The 15483-nt window shown below is 69.3% G+C and carries 16 protein-coding genes; 11 read left to right on the top strand and 5 right to left on the bottom strand.

Going from position 1 to position 15483, the window contains the following annotated elements:
- The first annotated feature begins 125 nt into the window (after window positions 1-125).
- The 4 genes from DBV35_RS20510 (at window position 126) to DBV35_RS20525 (ending at window position 3837) form a co-directional block, all read left to right on the top strand.
- On the top strand, window positions 126-740 hold the full coding sequence (locus tag DBV35_RS20510; RefSeq protein WP_108662248.1) for a DUF1326 domain-containing protein: 615 nt from the start codon (window positions 126-128) through the stop codon (window positions 738-740).
- 33 nt (window positions 741-773) lie between these two features.
- Window positions 774-1589 (top strand): DUF2182 domain-containing protein, encoded by an 816-nt coding sequence (locus tag DBV35_RS20515; RefSeq protein ID WP_211100016.1) that lies wholly within the window; start codon window positions 774-776, stop codon window positions 1587-1589.
- Window positions 1590-1831: 242 nt separating this feature from the next.
- The gene (locus DBV35_RS20520) at window positions 1832-2995 is read left to right on the top strand and encodes a hypothetical protein (protein ID WP_108662249.1); all 1164 of its coding nucleotides are present in this window, start codon (window positions 1832-1834) and stop codon (window positions 2993-2995) included.
- Window positions 2996-3096: 101 nt separating this feature from the next.
- Window positions 3097-3837 (top strand): SDR family NAD(P)-dependent oxidoreductase, encoded by a 741-nt coding sequence (locus DBV35_RS20525; RefSeq protein ID WP_108662250.1) that lies wholly within the window; start codon window positions 3097-3099, stop codon window positions 3835-3837.
- Window positions 3838-3852: 15 nt separating this feature from the next.
- Here the strand turns inward: DBV35_RS20525 and DBV35_RS20530 are convergent, their stop codons facing one another.
- From DBV35_RS20530 to hemC, 3 genes are all read right to left on the bottom strand, one after another.
- On the bottom strand, window positions 3853-5253 hold the full coding sequence (locus tag DBV35_RS20530; RefSeq protein WP_108662251.1) for a heme biosynthesis protein HemY: 1401 nt from the start codon (window positions 5251-5253) through the stop codon (window positions 3853-3855).
- A 63-nt stretch (window positions 5254-5316) separates the two neighbouring features.
- On the bottom strand, window positions 5317-5997 hold the full coding sequence (locus DBV35_RS20535) for a uroporphyrinogen-III synthase (protein ID WP_108662252.1): 681 nt from the start codon (window positions 5995-5997) through the stop codon (window positions 5317-5319).
- Between the two features lie 3 nt (window positions 5998-6000).
- Window positions 6001-6918, bottom strand: a complete 918-nt coding sequence (gene hemC, locus DBV35_RS20540; RefSeq protein ID WP_108662253.1) for a hydroxymethylbilane synthase — start codon at window positions 6916-6918, stop codon at window positions 6001-6003.
- A 20-nt stretch (window positions 6919-6938) separates the two neighbouring features.
- Between hemC and tsaD the strand changes: the two genes are divergently transcribed.
- A complete protein-coding gene (gene tsaD / locus DBV35_RS20545) occupies window positions 6939-8057 on the top strand; it encodes a tRNA (adenosine(37)-N6)-threonylcarbamoyltransferase complex transferase subunit TsaD (RefSeq protein ID WP_245944011.1) in 1119 nt (372 codons plus the stop codon).
- 25 nt (window positions 8058-8082) lie between these two features.
- On the opposite strand, the gene DBV35_RS20550 is transcribed toward tsaD, so the two are convergent.
- Both DBV35_RS20550 and tesB read right to left on the bottom strand, forming a co-directional pair.
- A complete protein-coding gene (locus tag DBV35_RS20550) occupies window positions 8083-9333 on the bottom strand; it encodes a GGDEF domain-containing protein (RefSeq protein ID WP_108662254.1) in 1251 nt (416 codons plus the stop codon).
- A gap of 329 nt (window positions 9334-9662) precedes the next feature.
- The gene (gene tesB, locus DBV35_RS20555; protein ID WP_108662255.1) at window positions 9663-10529 is read right to left on the bottom strand and encodes an acyl-CoA thioesterase II; all 867 of its coding nucleotides are present in this window, start codon (window positions 10527-10529) and stop codon (window positions 9663-9665) included.
- Window positions 10530-10622: 93 nt separating this feature from the next.
- Here tesB and DBV35_RS20560 point away from each other — a divergent pair, with 93 nt between their 5' ends.
- The 6 genes from DBV35_RS20560 to DBV35_RS20585 all read left to right on the top strand — a co-directional run bounded on the left by DBV35_RS20560 (window position 10623) and on the right by DBV35_RS20585 (window position 15482).
- Window positions 10623-11813, top strand: a complete 1191-nt coding sequence (locus tag DBV35_RS20560; RefSeq protein ID WP_108662256.1) for an FAD-dependent monooxygenase — start codon at window positions 10623-10625, stop codon at window positions 11811-11813.
- Between the two features lie 106 nt (window positions 11814-11919).
- Entirely contained in the window at window positions 11920-12111 is a 192-nt protein-coding gene (locus tag DBV35_RS20565) for a twin transmembrane helix small protein (protein ID WP_108662257.1), read from the top strand.
- 15 nt (window positions 12112-12126) lie between these two features.
- Window positions 12127-12699: a cob(I)yrinic acid a,c-diamide adenosyltransferase gene (locus DBV35_RS20570; protein ID WP_108662258.1), complete on the top strand. Its 573-nt coding sequence runs from the start codon at window positions 12127-12129 to the stop codon at window positions 12697-12699.
- A gap of 80 nt (window positions 12700-12779) precedes the next feature.
- On the top strand, window positions 12780-13529 hold the full coding sequence (locus DBV35_RS20575) for an electron transfer flavoprotein subunit beta/FixA family protein (RefSeq protein ID WP_108662259.1): 750 nt from the start codon (window positions 12780-12782) through the stop codon (window positions 13527-13529).
- A gap of 16 nt (window positions 13530-13545) precedes the next feature.
- Window positions 13546-14490: an electron transfer flavoprotein subunit alpha/FixB family protein gene (locus tag DBV35_RS20580; protein WP_108662260.1), complete on the top strand. Its 945-nt coding sequence runs from the start codon at window positions 13546-13548 to the stop codon at window positions 14488-14490.
- A gap of 113 nt (window positions 14491-14603) precedes the next feature.
- On the top strand, window positions 14604-15482 hold the full coding sequence (locus DBV35_RS20585; RefSeq protein WP_108662772.1) for a 3-hydroxybutyryl-CoA dehydrogenase: 879 nt from the start codon (window positions 14604-14606) through the stop codon (window positions 15480-15482).
- Window position 15483 lies beyond the last annotated feature (1 nt).

Below are 15483 nucleotides of genomic sequence, written 5' to 3' on the forward strand. Positions count from 1 at the left end.
CGAAATATCAAACGAATACATTGAAAGTGGAGACGTTCCGCTAGATCAGTCTCTCTCTGGAAAGACGATCCGCCGAACTTGTGCTATCCTCCGCTGTAATAGGGTGGAACAAAGGGGCGAGGGGCATGGCCGGTTGGCATATCGAAGGCGACTACATGGAGACCTGCAATTGCAGCTTCGTGTGTCCCTGCATCACATCGAATCTCGCGGCGACGCCGACCGAGGGCGACTGCAAGGCCGCGATCGCGATGCGGATCAAGAAGGGCGAGAAGGACGGGGTCGATCTCGGCGGCGTGACCTTCATCCTCCTCCTCCATTCGCCCGGCGCCATGGGTGACGGCAACATGAAGGTCGGCCTCATCGTCGACGAGAACGCGTCCGACCCGCAGGCCGCCGCCATCGCGGAGATCGCCACCGGCGCAGCGGGCGGGCCGATGGAGGCGCTGGCGCCGCTCGTCGGCGAGGTCGCCGGGATGGAGCGCCGTCCGATCAGCTTCAAGTCCGACGGCAACACCTACGCCGTGGAAGCCGGGGAGCTCGTGGACCAGGCGATCGAAGCCGCCATCACCGCGCTCCCGACCGGCGGGCCGATGATGCTCGAAAACGTGCCGCACCCGGTGAACTCGACGCTCGCCCTCGCGCGCGCCACCAAGAGCAAGTTCCACGCATTCGGCATCGAGTGGGACGATTCGACCGGCACGCGGAACGGCCACTTCGCGCCGTTCTCCTGGGCGGCCTAGGCGGAGCGGGTCCTGCCCGGTATCGCCGCGCCCGTGACCGAGGCGACGCCGCTCGAGACGGTCCTCAAGCGGGACCGCCTCATCGTGCTCGGCGGCCTCTCGGCCGTCGTCGCGCTCGCGGCCGCCTACACCATCCTCGGTGTCGGCATGTCCATGTCGGCGATCACGATGACCCGCATGGCCATCGAGATGCCGCACATGATGATGCGGACCGCGACGTGGACGCCGTCCTACGCGCTCCTCGTCTTCCTCATGTGGTGGGTGATGATGGTCGCCATGATGGTGCCGAGCGCGGCGCCGGCGGTCCTCCTCTATGCGAGCCTTGCCCGCAAGCGCGCGGCGACGAGCGCCCCCTACGCCTCGGCCTCCATCTTCCTCGCGGGTTACCTCGCGGTCTGGGCGGGTTTCAGCGCGATCGCGACCGCCCTCCAATGGGCGCTGGAGCGGCTTGGCACGGTGACCGGCATGATGGAGATCGTCAGCGCGCCGATCGCCGCCGGAGTGCTGATCGCCGCCGGGCTCTACCAGCTCACGCCCTACAAGGAAGTCTGCCTCAGGCACTGCCAGAGCCCGCTCACCTTCCTCATCCATCACTGGCGGCGCGGCCCCGCCGGCGCCTTCCGCATGGGGGCCGAGCACGGGCTCTTCTGCCTCGGCTGCTGCTGGTTCCTGATGGCGCTCCTCTTCGTGGGCGGGATCATGAACCTCCTCTGGATCGCCGGCATCGCGATCTATGTCGGCATCGAGAAATTGTCGGCCGGCCGGCCCTGGCTCACCAAGGTGTCGGGCGTCGCGCTCGTCCTCGCCGGGGTCTGGGTCGTCGCGCGGGATCTCGTCCTCCCCGCGTGAGGACCGGGCTCGGCGGCCGCGGATTCGCGCGCCGGGGGCATGCGGCAAGAATACAGTTGCCGGCCCGACTTTGCCCTTGACAGTCCAGCCGAGCGTCGTGCTGGAGTTCAGTCGGCGCCATATCACCTGATGTTAAACAGGTCGGAAATACCGCCCCGCCCGGGGGCGAGAGGGTATTGTCCTAAGGGTTCCGCGTAAAACGTCCCGTAAAAACACGCTTAACTAAAGGCGGAATCCTTAAAATGCTTGATTCCAACAGTTCCCTCGCCATCGATCCGACGTTCGCGATGGCGGTTCTGGTGGCCAAATCCATCCTGACGCACCAGTTCGACGTCGACTGGCCCGCCTGGCACCACGAGAAGGAATTGGATTTCGAATACACGACGTTCGGCGCGCCGGGCATCATCGTGACCGGCGTCCGCCCCGCGCGCCTCATCCACGACACGGTCGTCCTGACCGCGAGCTACATCGATGACGGGGTCACGAGCGCCGCGCTCTATCGCGGCACGATCGACGGTCTCGAGACGGCCGACGCCAGCGACTGGAACGTGCTGACCCCGGTCTTCGAGGGGCAGACGGTCACGAGCTCGACCTTCTACGGCCCGAACACCTTCCTCTTCGACCACGGTCTCGGCGTCGGGAACGTGCGCGCCGTCGGCAGCTACAAATATGCCGAGGACACGGCCGCCCCGAACTCCGATCACGGCATGATCTATGAGGGGCCGATCGACGGGGTGGGCGGCACCTGGACCCAGATCGACGCGACCGCCCTCGTCGCGCAGGGGGACACGCTCCTCAACACCATCGCCCACAGCACGATGGGCGACATCGTCGTCGGCAACTACGACACGGGGCTCCTCACCGGGAACGCCTTCATCCACGACGTCGAGACGGGCGAGTGGATCGACCTCAATCCGGGCGACTCGCTCAGCGTCACCGCCTACGGCATCTGGCAGAATGGCGGCAGCCACAGCCACTTCTACACGATCGCCGGCGGGTTCAGCGACCTCAACACCGGCGGCCTCGATGCGGGCTATCTCGTCGATTACAATGCCAAGACCGACACCTTCTCGAACTACACGACCTTCCAGTTCGACAACATGCCGCTCGACGCCTCGATCTCCCACTTCGACGGCATCACCCGCGTGAAGGGCGGCTACAACCTCACCGGCGACTACATCCTGGAGGACGGCACGGAGGGCGCCTTCTTCGCCCACATCCCGCGCAATCGGGACGGCACCTTCGGCGAGGCGGAGTGGACCGCGATCGACTATCCGGGCGAGGACGTGACCGCTACCAGCGGCAACACGGTCGTCGGCGACACGGTCTTCGGCATCTACGTCTCGGACGGCGAGCCGAGCAGCTTCTTCGCCACCGCCTCGCACGGCTGGGATCTCTGGGGGTAGAAGAGCGCGCCAGCGACGGCTGAGGCCGCGCGTTCCGGCGCGCGGCTATACCGGCGCCCGGATTGCGCACTAAAATCCCCCCTTCACCGCGGAGGTCTCGCATGGACGACAGGAAGACGCTTGTGCTCACCGGGGCGAGCCGCGGCATCGGACATGCGACCGTCAAGCGCTTCTCGGAGGCCGGATGGCGCATCATCACCTGCTCGCGCCATCCCTTCTCCGACAAGTGCCCCTGGCCGGCCGGTGAAGAGGACCACATCCAGCTCGACCTCGCCGACCCGGACGGGCTCGGCACCGCCATCGCCGACATCCGCGCCCGTCTCGCCGCCAATGGCGGCCGCCTCCACGCGCTCGTGAACAACGCCGCGATCAGCCCGAAGGGAGAGGGCGGGACGCGCCTCAACTCCATCGAGACGCCGATGCACCTCTGGCGCGCGGTGTTCCAGGTCAACTTCTTCGCCCCGATCATGCTGGGGCGCGGGCTCGTGAAGGAGCTGAAGGCGGCGCGGGGCTCGGTCGTGAACGTCTCGTCCATCGCGGGCGGGCGCGTCCATCCCTTCGCGGGGACCGCCTACGCCACCTCGAAGGCCGCGCTTGCCGCGCTGACGCGCGAGATGGCGGCCGATTTCGGCCCGCTCGGCATTCGCGTCAACGCGATCGCCCCCGGCGAGATCGACACCGCGATCCTGTCGCCGGGCACCGAGGCGCTGATCGACGACATCCCGCTGCGGCGGCTCGGGTCGCCCAAGGAGGTCGCCGAGGCGATCTTCTTCCTCTGCTCGGACGCATCGAGCTACGTCAACGGCGCCGAGATCCACGTGAACGGCGGCCAGCACGTCTGAGCCGCGCGGCCGGCCTCAGTTCTCTCCGCCCCACGGCCGCGCGCCGGGGACCGACGGACCGGGGAGGGGGCGCGCCTCCTCCGGCGGCTTCAGCCGGGCGGGGACGAGCGCGGCGAGGTCGATGGGCGGCGCGACGTCCGCCCCGCCGTCTGGCACGGCCCAGACGAACCGGTCGAGCGCGCCGGTCACCGGCGATGTCGGCTGCCAATGGTCGGAGATGATGCCGTCGGCGATCCAGGCCGGGTCGCGCGCGGCGCGCACCGCGCGGGCGAGCCATTCGCGCACGCGCCCCTCGTCCGCCGTGTCGGCCGCCTCGATCTCGGCCATCAGCACGGCGACGCGCTGGGTCGGGCGCTCGGCGAAGGGAGCGAGGGCGGCGCGGGCGCGGGCGAATTCGCGCGCCGAGAGGGCGGCGCGCGCGAGGCCGAGCGCGCTTTCGAGGTGCCGGGGCTGCGTCGCGGCAAGCGTCTCGGCGCGCTTCAGCCGGTCGGCCGCGCTCTGGCTCTCGGCAAGGTCCAGCGCCACGGCGAAGAGGTCGGGGTGGGGGGCGATCCGGTAGGTCTCCTCCGGGATCGCGGCCGCCTGCCGCCGGGCGCGCGGGGCCGAGAGGCGAGCGGCGAGGAGCGCGGCGGGCACGAGGTTGCGGGCGAGCTGGTGGGCTTCCACCGCGTCGCGGCGGGCGGCCTCCGGGTTCGTCGCCAGCATGTCCTCCGCCCGCGCCATCAGGAGCACGGCCTTGCGGCGGCGGTGGAGCGCGGCGTCGACGAGCTTGTGGCGCAGCGCCCCGTCATTGAGGGCGAGGGCGCCGGGCCAGTCGCGGTCGGCGGTGGCCGCGTCGAAGGCGGCGGCGGCCGCCCAGGGGAGCGAGGGGTCGGCGGCGTTCGCGGCGCGGGCGTGGGCGCGCGCGGCGGCATGGTCGCCCGCGCGTGCCGCCTCGATGGAGAGGCCGCGCAGGCCGAGCGTCAGCGTCGCGGGATTGTGCGTCATCGCGAGGAAGCGCTCCTGCGCGAGGCCCGGCTCGCCGGAGAGCTGCGCGGTCTGCGCCGCGAGGAGGGCGGTCAGCTTCTCGTCGGGCGCGATCCGCCGCGCGATGGCCGTGGCGCGCGCCGCGCCCGCCGCGTCGCCGGCGGCGATGGCGACGAGGCCGTCGGACAGCGCCTGCCAGCTCTTCTCCCGCCGCCGCGCCTCGGCGCGTTTCAGGATGCGGCGCGGGGCACGGAAGCCCGCCCGCAGCAATTCCAGGATGAAGATCACCGCGACGAACGCCGCGAGCACCACGACCAGCGCCTCGGAGGTCGACAATTCGCCCGTCGCGCCGAACCAGTCATAGCGCACGACGCCCGGATGGTCGGCGAGGAAGGCGGCGCCGGCCGTCAGCACGAAGAGGATGGCGAGGATCGCGAGGACGCGGATCATGGCGCCCCCCGCCTATCGGTGGCGGTTGCGATTGCCCGCGCCTCTCGCCGCCGCCGCCTCATCCTATCCTTGCGCCGAGTCGCGCAATTTGAGGAGGGCGTCGATCAGCGACTTCTGGTTCGGCGCGGCCGAGACGACGGTCTTGAAGCCGTCGCCCACGGCCTCGGCGATGGCCGCCGACATCGCGACGCAGGTCGCGCCCTGCCATTCGGGCGCCTTGGCGCGGCGCGCGAACACCTTCGCCGTGCGCGGCGAATACAGAAGCACCGCGTTCACCGGGCCGGGCGGGACCTCGAGCGTCTTGTTCGGCTTCATGTGGTAGACGATGCGCCGCTCGGCCTTGCGCCCGCCCGCGACGAGGCGCTCCACGAGGTCGCCGCGCTGGTCGGAGCCGGCCATGTGGACGATCGGCTCCGGCGCACCGGAGAGATGCTCGAAGAGTTCGTCCGCCGTGCCGTCCGCGCTTATCACGTCGATGAAGCCGCTGGAGCGGGCCTCGTCCGCCGTCGCCGCGCCCACCGCGTAGACCGGGAGGCGATGGAAGGCGGTGTGGGGGGCGAGCATCGCCGCCGCGGTGCGGCTCGTCAGCGCGATGGAGCCGATCCCGTCCGCGGTGCCCGGCGGGTCGCCCGGCACCGGCTGGAGGAGCGGCGCGATGAAGGGCTCGAAGCCCATGGCGGTGAGCCGCTGCGCGGTCTGGCTGGCTTGGGGTTCCGGTCGGGTGACGGCGACACGAAAAATCATGGATCAGCTCTCGAAAAAATAGGGGCCGACGCGCGTCCGCAAGCGCTTGCCCAAGTCGTAGCCGAGTTCGGCCGCCTCCGCGACTGGCCCTTCGCCCGAAATCTCCTCGATGCGCGTGCCGTCCGGGGTCGCGACGAGGCCGGAAAAGCGGACGCGCCCGTCCGCGATCGTCGCGTGGCCCGCGATCGGGGTGCGGCACGACCCGTCGAGCGCGGCGAGGAAGCCGCGTTCGGCCGCGACGGCGTGCTCGGTGTCGTGGTCGGTGACCTTCGCGAGCGCCTCGATCATGCGGTCGTCGTCGCGCCGGATCTCCACCACGATCGCGCCCTGCGCGCAGGCGGGCGGGAAGCGGGTCGTGTCGAGGATCTCGGTCGCGACATCCTCCTTGCCGAGGCGCACGAGACCGGCGAGCGCCAGCAGCGTCCCGTCGCAGACCCCAGCCTCCAGCTTGGCGAGGCGCGTCTGCACGTTGCCGCGCAGGATGTCGACCTTGAGGTCCGGCCGCTCGCGCCGCACCAGCGCCTGACGCCGCAGCGAGGCGGTGCCGACCGTCGCGCCCGGCGGAAGGTCCGCGAGGCGCACCCCGCCGCGGCCGATGAAGACGTCGCGCACGTCGGCGCGCGGCAGGAAGGCACCGAGCGTGAGCGGGGCCGGCAGCAGCGTCTCGAGGTCCTTGCCCGAGTGGACGGCGCAATCGAGCGTCCCGTCGAGGAGCCCCGCCTCGATCTCCTTCGTGAAGAGGCCCTTGCCTCCGAGCTCGGCAAGCGGTCTATCGAGGACGCGGTCGCCGGTCGTCTTGATCGGGACGATCTCGATCCGATCGGCCGGGATGCCGGCATTGGCGGTCAGCGCCTGGGCCACCATGTCGGCTTGGGCGAGGGCGAGCGGGCTGCCGCGGGTTCCGATGCGTATCGTGTTCAAGAGCGGACCAGAGCAAGGAAGTGAACCAAGAGGTGGAGCATAGGCGACCGGCCGCAGCGGCGGAACCCTTCGTCCTCGGGATCGAGACGAGCTGCGACGAGTGCGCCGCCGCGGTCGTGACCGGCGTGCCCGGCCGGGCGCGGATCGTCTCGAACGTGGTCCTCAGCCAGATCGACCTGCACGAGGCCTATGGCGGTGTCGTGCCGGAAATCGCGGCGCGCGCGCACGGTGAGACGATCGACCGCGTGGTGGGCGAGGCGCTCGACGCGGCGGGGGTGACGCTCGACGCGGTGGACGTGGTGGCGGCGACGGCGGGGCCTGGCCTCCTCGGCGGGCTCCTCGTCGGCGCGACCTTCGGCAAGGCGCTCGCGCGGGCGAAGGGCGTGCCGTTCGCCGCGATCAACCACCTCGAGGCACACGTCCTCACCCCGCGCCTCACCGACGGGATTTCCTTTCCCTATTGTGTGGCGCTGCTGTCGGGCGGACACGCCCAGTTCGTGGCGGTGGAGGGGATCGACGCCTACCACCGGCTCGGCGGCACCATCGACGACGCGGCGGGCGAGGCGTTCGACAAGACGGCGAAGCTCCTCGGCCTCTCCTATCCGGGCGGGCCGGCGGTGGAGGTGGCCGCCCGCTCCGGCGACCCGGCGCGGTTCGACTTTCCGACCCCGCTCGCCAACCGTCCGGGCTGCGACCTCTCCTTCGCGGGGCTGAAGACCGCCGTGCGTCTCGCCGCCGAGCGCGCCCAGCCGCTCACCGACCAGGACATCGCCGACATCTGCGCCTCCTTCCAGGACGCGGTGGCGCGGCTCCTGGAGCGCAAGGCCGGGGCGGCGCTCGCGGCCTTCGCCGAGAAGGTGGGCGCGCCGGCCGGGCACCTCGTCGCCGTCGGCGGCGTCGCGGCGAACGGGGTGCTGCGCGCGGCGCTGACGCGGGCGGCCGAGAAGGCGGGGGCGGCCTTCGTCGCCCCGCCCCTGCCGCTCTGCACCGACAATGGCGCGATGATCGCCTATGCGGCGCTGGAGCGCGTCGGGAGCGGTGTCGCGCCCGACCCCTCCCAGCGCGTGCGCTCGCGCTGGCCGCTCGACGGCGACGCCGCGCCGCTCCTCGGCAAGGGCAAGCGCGGCGCGAAGGGCTGAGCCCGCGCCGTCTGGCCGGCTCGTCTCAGTTCGCGGGGGCGGGGATTTCCTGATAATGGCCGCGCCGGCGGGCCTTCCCGGCATAGAGGCGCTGGTCGGCCGCCTCCAGGAGATCGTCGAGCGCGCGCCCGTCGTCCGGCGCGCTCGCCTGGCCGACGCTGATGCGCAGCGACCAGGGGCTCTCCGGCATCGCGGCGGTGCGGGCCGCCTGGCGCAGATCCTCCCCGACCCGCGCCGCATCCTTCGGCGCGGCATCCGGCAGGAGGACGAGGAACTCGTCCCCGCCGAGCCGGTAGACGGGGTCCGTGTCGCGCACGGTCGCCTTCACGAGGTCGACGAGGAATTTCAGCGCCCGGTCGCCGGCCGCGTGGCCGAACTCGTCGTTCACCTGCTTGAAGGCGTCGATGTCGACGACGAGGACGCTCATCGGCCGGTTGGCTGTGATCGCCTCGCGCACGAGGCGCGGCCCCTCCTGGCTCAGCGCCCGCCTGTTGCGCGCGCCGGTCAGGACGTCGAGCTTGGCTTCGATGTCGAGCGCCTCGAAGCGCTGGCGGTAGGTGAGGGCGACGAACACGTCCCGCAGATCGTGCCCGATCCCGACCTCGTGGTGCTCCATGAAGTGGAGATAGGCCCACAGGATCGCCGAGTAGATCGAGCAGGCGACGAGCTTGCCGATCAGCCCGTCGCGCGCCGCGCCGAGCGGCACGCCGAAATAGATGTTCAGCGCCGAGAAGAAGGCGATGTGGTCGAAGATCAGGATCGTCGCACCGGTGATCCAGATGCAGGCGACGAGCGGCAGCCTGAAGCGGCACAGCTTCTCGTAGAGGATGATCATCGCGATGCAGTCGACGAAGAGGAGGAACGTCCCCCAGATCGACAGCCACGCCGATTCGGAGATCGTGGTGACGGCCTGCGGATGGATCCCCGACGTCTGCGGCTGCATCGAGACGACGACCACGATCGCGGTGATGATGAGGTTGCCGAGGAGGAGGCCGTAGATCGGCTGCCGCACCGTCTCCGCGTCCTCGCGAATATAGACGAGGAGGAGCAGGAGCAGCTTGCCGGAGAAGAGCAGAACCGAGCCGGGGCTGATCGACAGCGGGCCGACCGTCACGAACACCGTGATGGCGAGGTAGGTCTCGGCGAAGGTGAGGGCGCACAGCGCGCAGAAGAACGTGCCGATTCCCAGCATCCGCCGGTAGCGGAAGAGGGTCAGCATGACGCCGTAATAAATTGCGATCTGCGCGAGTGACGACGCGACGCCTGTCAGGAGCATCAGAAAAAGCCCCGCGCTTCGACTGTGCCTATATGCGATCTCCCATCGCTATCCAAAGCACCTTGTTGCAAGAAAGCATTTTCATCTATAACAAGAGCATGAACGATTGTTGCGCCCGCCGGATCGCGCGCCCGCACTGCTGCGCAGATCGAACGCCAAAGTCCCGGCACGCACCCCATCGCCACTCTTCTTTAGAAGCCGATTACAAGTCCAATTGGTAGCCTGGATTTGTATGCTGTCCCGGATTCTTTTTCACGCATTCGCCTTGGCCGGCAAACGCCATCCCGCTTCCGACACAATTTAACCAATTTCTGCCGCGTCGTCGCCGGTCAGCGCGAGCGCACGCGCATCAGGCCTTCCTGCGCGGTGGAGGCGACGAGGGTGCCGGCGCGGTCGAAGATCTGGCCGCGCGTGAAGCCGCGCGCGCCTGCGCTCGACGGGCTGTCGGTTGCATAAAGAAGCCAGTCGTCGGCGCGGAAGGGGCGGTGGAACCACATTGCGTGGTCGAGGCTCGCCATCTGCATCGCGTGGTCGAAAATGGACTTGCCGTGCGGGAAGAGGGCGGTGTCGAGGAGCGTCATGTCGGACAGGTAGCCGAGCACGGCCTGGTGGACGGACGGGTCGTCCGGCAGGCGGTCCGTCGCGCGCACCCAGACATATTGGAGCGGCGTCAGCGGCTCCTGCGAGAGATAATGGCCGAGCTCGACCGGGCGCAGCTCGATCGGGCGGTCCCGCTCGAAATAGCGCCGCACCGCCTCGGGGGCCTTCTCGATCATGATCGCGCGCAGCGACTCCTCGTCCGGCAGATCCTCCGGGCGCGGCACGTCCGGGAAAGGGGCGTGCATGTGGGAGAGGCCGTCCGGCTCGGACAGGTGGTACGAGGCGCTCATCGTGAAGATCGCCTCGCCGTGCTGGATCGCCCGCACCGCGCGCGTGGAGAAGGAGCGCCCGTCGCGCACCCGGTCGACCTGATAGATGATCGGCACGGCCGGATCGCCGGGCCGCACGAAGTAGCCGTGCAGCGAGTGGGCAGGCCGATTGTCGACGGTGCGGTTGGCGGCGACGATCGCCTGACCGATCACCTGCCCCCCGAAGACACGCTGCCAGCCGACTTGCGGGCTGCGGCCTCGGAATAGGTTGCGCTCCAGAGGTTCGAGGTCGAGTGTAGCGAGGAGTTCGGCAACGGCTGGGCGCATGATAACGACGGGCTTGTGAGGGTTCATGTGGACTTGTCACGAATGCCGGGAACGCGCAACGCATCGCTCGGTTGTCCCGTCGGAGGGTGACGGATGAAACGCACAATCGCCATCGCAGGTGGCGGCATCGTCGGGCGCACGCTGGCCGTGGCGCTCGCTTCGCAGTCGCACCTGTCGGTGCGGCTCTTCACCGGGCCGGAGCCGCAGGGCGACGCGCGGGCGAGTGCGCTCGTCGCCGCGAGCCGGCGCCTCTTCGGCCGCCTTGGCATCTGGTCCCACGTCGCCGAGAGCGCGGAGCCGATGCACCGCATGGTGATCACGGACAGCGCGACGGACGACGTGATCCGCCCCGATCTCCTGCATTTCGAGGGGGACGTGGAGGGAAGCCCGTTCGCGCACATGGTGCCGAACGATCTCCTCCATCAGGCCCTTGTCGCGCGCTGCGAGATGCTCGGCATCGACACCTCCCCCGCGAGCGTCACCTTCTATGACGAGGACGAGACCGGGGTGACCGTCTCCCTCTCCGACGGCGGCACGGTCCGGGCCGAGCTTCTGGTCGCGGCCGACGGGCGGCGCTCGAAGATCCGCCAGATCGCCGGGATCGGCATCGTGGAGCGGGCCTACGACCAGGCCGGCATCGTCGGCACCGTCGCCCATGACGAGCCGCACCATGGCGTCGCCACCCAGCATTTCCTGCCGAACGGCCCGTTCGCGATGCTGCCGCTCACCGGCAACCGCTCCTCCATCGTGTGGACCGAGCGGCCGAGCTTCGCGGCCGACCTCGTCGCGATGGACCCGATGCTCGCCGGGATCGAGATCGAGCGCGTCTTCGGCCTCTCCCTCGGCCGTCTCCAGGTGGAGGGCGCGCTCCAGTCCCACCCGCTGACCGCGATGCTCGCCCGCTCCTGGTATGCGGGGCGCGTCGCCCTCGCCGGGGACGCGGCGCACGTCATCCATCCGCTCGCAGGGCAGGGGCTCAATCTCGGCATCCGCGACGTCGCCGCCCTCGCCGAGATCCTCACCGAGGCCGAGCGCAATGGGGAGGATCTCGCCCTCGCTTTGCCACGATATGAGCGCATGCGGCGGGGAGATACCAGTCAGATGGCCCTCGCTATGGACGGCCTCAACACTATCTTCTCTAGGCGATCGAGCCTCGCGCGGGCGATGCGGTCGGTCGGCCTCGGTCTGGTCGATCGGCGGGCGGGTCTGAAGGCCCTGTTCATGCGCGAGGCCGCTGGAGTAGAGGGTGACGTGCCGCGCCTGATGCGCGGAGAGGCGATCTGAGGCCGGCAGCGTCCGGCCATGTGATGCCGGCGCCGGGCGAGAGCCGGCCGTGTGTCACCTCCCTCCCCACGGGGCGGGGGGCGAAAGTGAGAGAGAAAGGCCCGAAATGTCCCCGATCGTGATGTTCGTTACCGTCGTCGGGATGGGCGCCGTGGTCGTGGTGCTCCTGCTCGGCCTTTGGAATTTGATGCGCGGCGGTTCGCCGAACCGCTCGCAGGCCCTCATGCGTATGCGAGTCCTTCTCCAGTTCATCGTCATCGTGATCGCGATGACGGCTCTTTATTTCACCTCGGGCTGACACACACACATAACGATGGTCACACTCAACAAGATCTACACCCGGACGGGGGACGACGGGTCGACGGGGCTCGGCAATGGCGAGCGCCGCAAGAAGTTCGACACGCGCGTCGCGAGCTACGGCACCGTCGACGAGACGAACGCCGTCATCGGCTGCGCCCGCACGATGGGGCCCGATTCGCGCCTCGACGCGATGCTCGGCCGCATCCAGAACGACCTCTTCGATCTCGGCGCCGACCTCGCGACGCCGGAGAACGCGAACCTCCCCTACGAGCCGCTGCGCATCGTCGCGAACCAGGTCGACCGGCTGGAACGTGAGATCGACGAGCTGAACGCGGCGCTGAACCCGCTGAAATCGTTCGTCCTGCCCGGCGGGTCGGCCCTCTCGGCCCAGCTTCATCTCGCGCGCACCGTGTCGCGCCGGGCGGAGCGAATCATGGTCGAGCTCGCCCAGGACGAGCCGGTCGGCGAGGCCGCACTTCGCTATATCAATCGGCTGTCGGATTTCTTATTCGTCGCCGCGCGGGTCGCCAATCGGGGCGGCGCGGACGATATTTTGTGGGTGCCGGGGCAGAGCCGCGGCGTTTGACACCGTCAAGGGGCGCCGATAGCGTCCCCCGGCTTTCGCGCGGCGCCGCGCGGAGCTCGAAATCAAGAGGTTGGACGACGATGAAGATCCTGGTGCCGGTCAAGCGGGTGGTCGACTACAACGTCAAGATCCGCGTGAAACCGGACGGCACCGGCGTCGATCTCGCGAACGTCAAGATGAGCATGAACCCGTTCGACGAGATCGCCGTCGAAGAGGCGCTCAGGCTGCGCGAGGCCGGCACGGCGACCGAGGTCGTGGCGGTGTCGATCGGTCCGAAGCAGGCGTCCGAGACGCTGCGCACCGCGCTCGCGATGGGAGCCGACCGCGCGATCCACGTCCTGTGCGAGGAGTCGCCCGAGCCGCTCGACGTCGCGAAGATCCTGAAAGGCGTCGTCGGCGAGGAGTCGCCGGACCTCGTGATCCTCGGCAAGCAGGCGATCGACGACGATTGCAACCAGACCGGCCAGATGCTCGCCGCCCTTCTCGGCTGGCCGCAGGGCACCTTCGCCTCCAAGGTCGTGATCGAGGACGGGGGCGCGAAGGTCACGCGCGAGGTCGATGGCGGCCTCCAGACGGTGAGCCTCAAGCTCCCGGCGATCGTGACGACGGACCTGCGCCTCAACGAGCCGCGCTACGCCTCGCTGCCGAACATCATGAAGGCCAAGAAAAAGCCGCTCGACCAGAAGGAGCCCGGCGACTATGGCGTCGCGCCCCGCCGCCGTCTCGAGATCGTGACGACCGTCGAGCCGGGCAAGCGCCAGGCCGGCGTGAAGGTCGGGTCGGTCGCTGAACTTGTCGACAAGCTGAAGAATGAGGCCGGCGTCATCTGACGCGGCGGAGGATACCATGACGACGTTGTTGATCGCCGACCACGCTGGCGGCGCTTTGGGGGACGCGACGGCGAAGGCGCTGTCGGCGGCCGTGGCGCTCGGCGCGCCGGTGCATGTGCTTGTCGCGGGTGAGAATGTCGGCCCCGTCGCCGAGGCGGCCGCGAAGCTCGCCGGGATCGAGACGGTGCTGACCGCCGAGAGCGGGTCCTACGCCCACGGCCTCGCCGAGCCGCTGGCCGACCTCATCGTGTCGCTCGCCCCGTCCTATGACGCGCTCGTCGCCGCGGCGAGCACGGCCGGCAAGAACGTCATGCCGCGCGTCGCCGCGCTGCTCGACGTGATGCAGGTCTCCGACGTGATGGCCGTCGAGGGCGCGGACACGTTCAAGCGCCCGATCTATGCCGGCAACGCGATCCAGACCGTCCGCTCCACCGACGACAAGAAGGTCCTCACCATCCGCACCGCCTCCTTCCAGGCGGCGGGCGAGGGCGGCTCGGCCGCCATCAAGCCGGTGGACGCCGTCGCGGATCCGGGCCTGTCGAGCTTCGTCGGCGAGGAGGTCGCGACCAGCGACCGGCCCGAGCTCGGCGCGGCGCGGGTCATCGTGTCGGGCGGGCGCGCGCTCGGCTCGGCCGAGAAGTTCCATGAGGTGATCGAGCCGCTCGCCGACGCGCTCGGCGCGGCCATCGGTGCCTCGCGCGCCGCGGTCGACGCGGGCTACGCGCCGAACGACTGGCAAGTCGGCCAGACCGGCAAGGTCGTGGCGCCCGAGCTCTACATCGCCTGCGGCATCTCCGGTGCGATCCAGCACCTTGCCGGCATGAAGGACTCGAAGGTCATCGTCGCCATCAACAAGGACGAAGAGGCCCCGATCTTCCAGGTCGCGGATTACGGCCTCGTCGGCGACCTCTTCACGCTGGTGCCCGAGCTCGAGGGCGAAATCAAAAAGCGCGCGTCTTGACCGAGACCCGCCGCGATCGCCAGTCGCGGCGGGCGACGCATGTTGCTAGGCTTGACGTGCCCGGCAAGGCGGGCTTCATCGACGACAAATACGCGTCCAAAACGGCGGCCTTCATGAGCGACATCAAAAGCGTGGGCGTGATCGGTGCGGGCCAGATGGGCAACGGGATCGCCCATGTGGCCGCGCTCGCGGGCTACCACGTCTTCTTGAACGACGTGGACCGGTCGCGGATCCAGTCGGGTCTCGCGACGATCACCGGCAACATGGCGCGTCAGGTCTCCTCCGGCCGGATCGACGACGACACGCGCAAGTCCGCGGTCGAGCGCATCACGGCGGCGCCAAATGTCGACGAACTGTCCGAGGTGGACCTCGTCATCGAGGCGGTCACCGAGAACGAGCAGGCCAAGCGGAAGATCTACGCCCAGGTCTGCCCTCTCCTGAAGCCCGAGGCGGTGCTCGCCACCAACACCTCCTCCATCTCCATCACCCGCCTCGCGGCGGCGACGGACCGGCCGGAGCGCTTCATCGGCATCCATTTCATGAACCCCGTCCCGGTGATGGAGTTCGTGGAACTGGTCCGCGGCATCGCGACCGCGGACGAGACCTTCGCCGTCGCCGCCACCTTCGTGGAGCGGATCGGCAAGGTCTACGCGGTGGCCGAGGACTTCCCGGCCTTCATCGTCAACCGCATCCTGCTGCCGATGATCAACGAGGCGATCTACACCCTCTATGAGGGCGTCGGCTCCGTCACGGCGATCGACACCGCGATGCGGCTCGGCGCGAACCACAAGATGGGCCCGCTCCAGCTTGCCGATTTCATCGGCCTCGACACCTGCCTCTCCATCATGCAGGTCCTGCACGATGGCCTCGCCGATTCGAAATATCGGCCCTGCCCGCTCCTCGTGAAGTATGTCGAGGCCGGATGGCTCGGCCGGAAGGCCGGACGCGGCTTCTACGACTATCGCGGCGAGGAGCCGGTTCCGACGCGCTGAG

The organism is Acuticoccus kandeliae (assembly GCF_003073115.1).

Coding starts and splice junctions, on each gene's coding strand:
- DBV35_RS20510 (WP_108662248.1), top strand. CDS start 126: ATGGCCGGTTGGCATATCGAAGGCGACTACATGGAGACCTGCAATTGC.
- DBV35_RS20520 (WP_108662249.1), top strand. CDS start 1,832: ATGCTTGATTCCAACAGTTCCCTCGCCATCGATCCGACGTTCGCGATG.
- DBV35_RS20525 (WP_108662250.1), top strand. CDS start 3,097: ATGGACGACAGGAAGACGCTTGTGCTCACCGGGGCGAGCCGCGGCATC.
- DBV35_RS20530 (WP_108662251.1), bottom strand. CDS start 5,253: ATGATCCGCGTCCTCGCGATCCTCGCCATCCTCTTCGTGCTGACGGCC.
- DBV35_RS20535 (WP_108662252.1), bottom strand. CDS start 5,997: ATGATTTTTCGTGTCGCCGTCACCCGACCGGAACCCCAAGCCAGCCAG.
- DBV35_RS20550 (WP_108662254.1), bottom strand. CDS start 9,333: ATGCTCCTGACAGGCGTCGCGTCGTCACTCGCGCAGATCGCAATTTAT.
- tesB (WP_108662255.1), bottom strand. CDS start 10,529: ATGCGCCCAGCCGTTGCCGAACTCCTCGCTACACTCGACCTCGAACCT.
- DBV35_RS20560 (WP_108662256.1), top strand. CDS start 10,623: ATGAAACGCACAATCGCCATCGCAGGTGGCGGCATCGTCGGGCGCACG.
- DBV35_RS20565 (WP_108662257.1), top strand. CDS start 11,920: ATGTCCCCGATCGTGATGTTCGTTACCGTCGTCGGGATGGGCGCCGTG.
- DBV35_RS20570 (WP_108662258.1), top strand. CDS start 12,127: ATGGTCACACTCAACAAGATCTACACCCGGACGGGGGACGACGGGTCG.
- DBV35_RS20575 (WP_108662259.1), top strand. CDS start 12,780: ATGAAGATCCTGGTGCCGGTCAAGCGGGTGGTCGACTACAACGTCAAG.
- DBV35_RS20580 (WP_108662260.1), top strand. CDS start 13,546: ATGACGACGTTGTTGATCGCCGACCACGCTGGCGGCGCTTTGGGGGAC.
- DBV35_RS20585 (WP_108662772.1), top strand. CDS start 14,604: ATGAGCGACATCAAAAGCGTGGGCGTGATCGGTGCGGGCCAGATGGGC.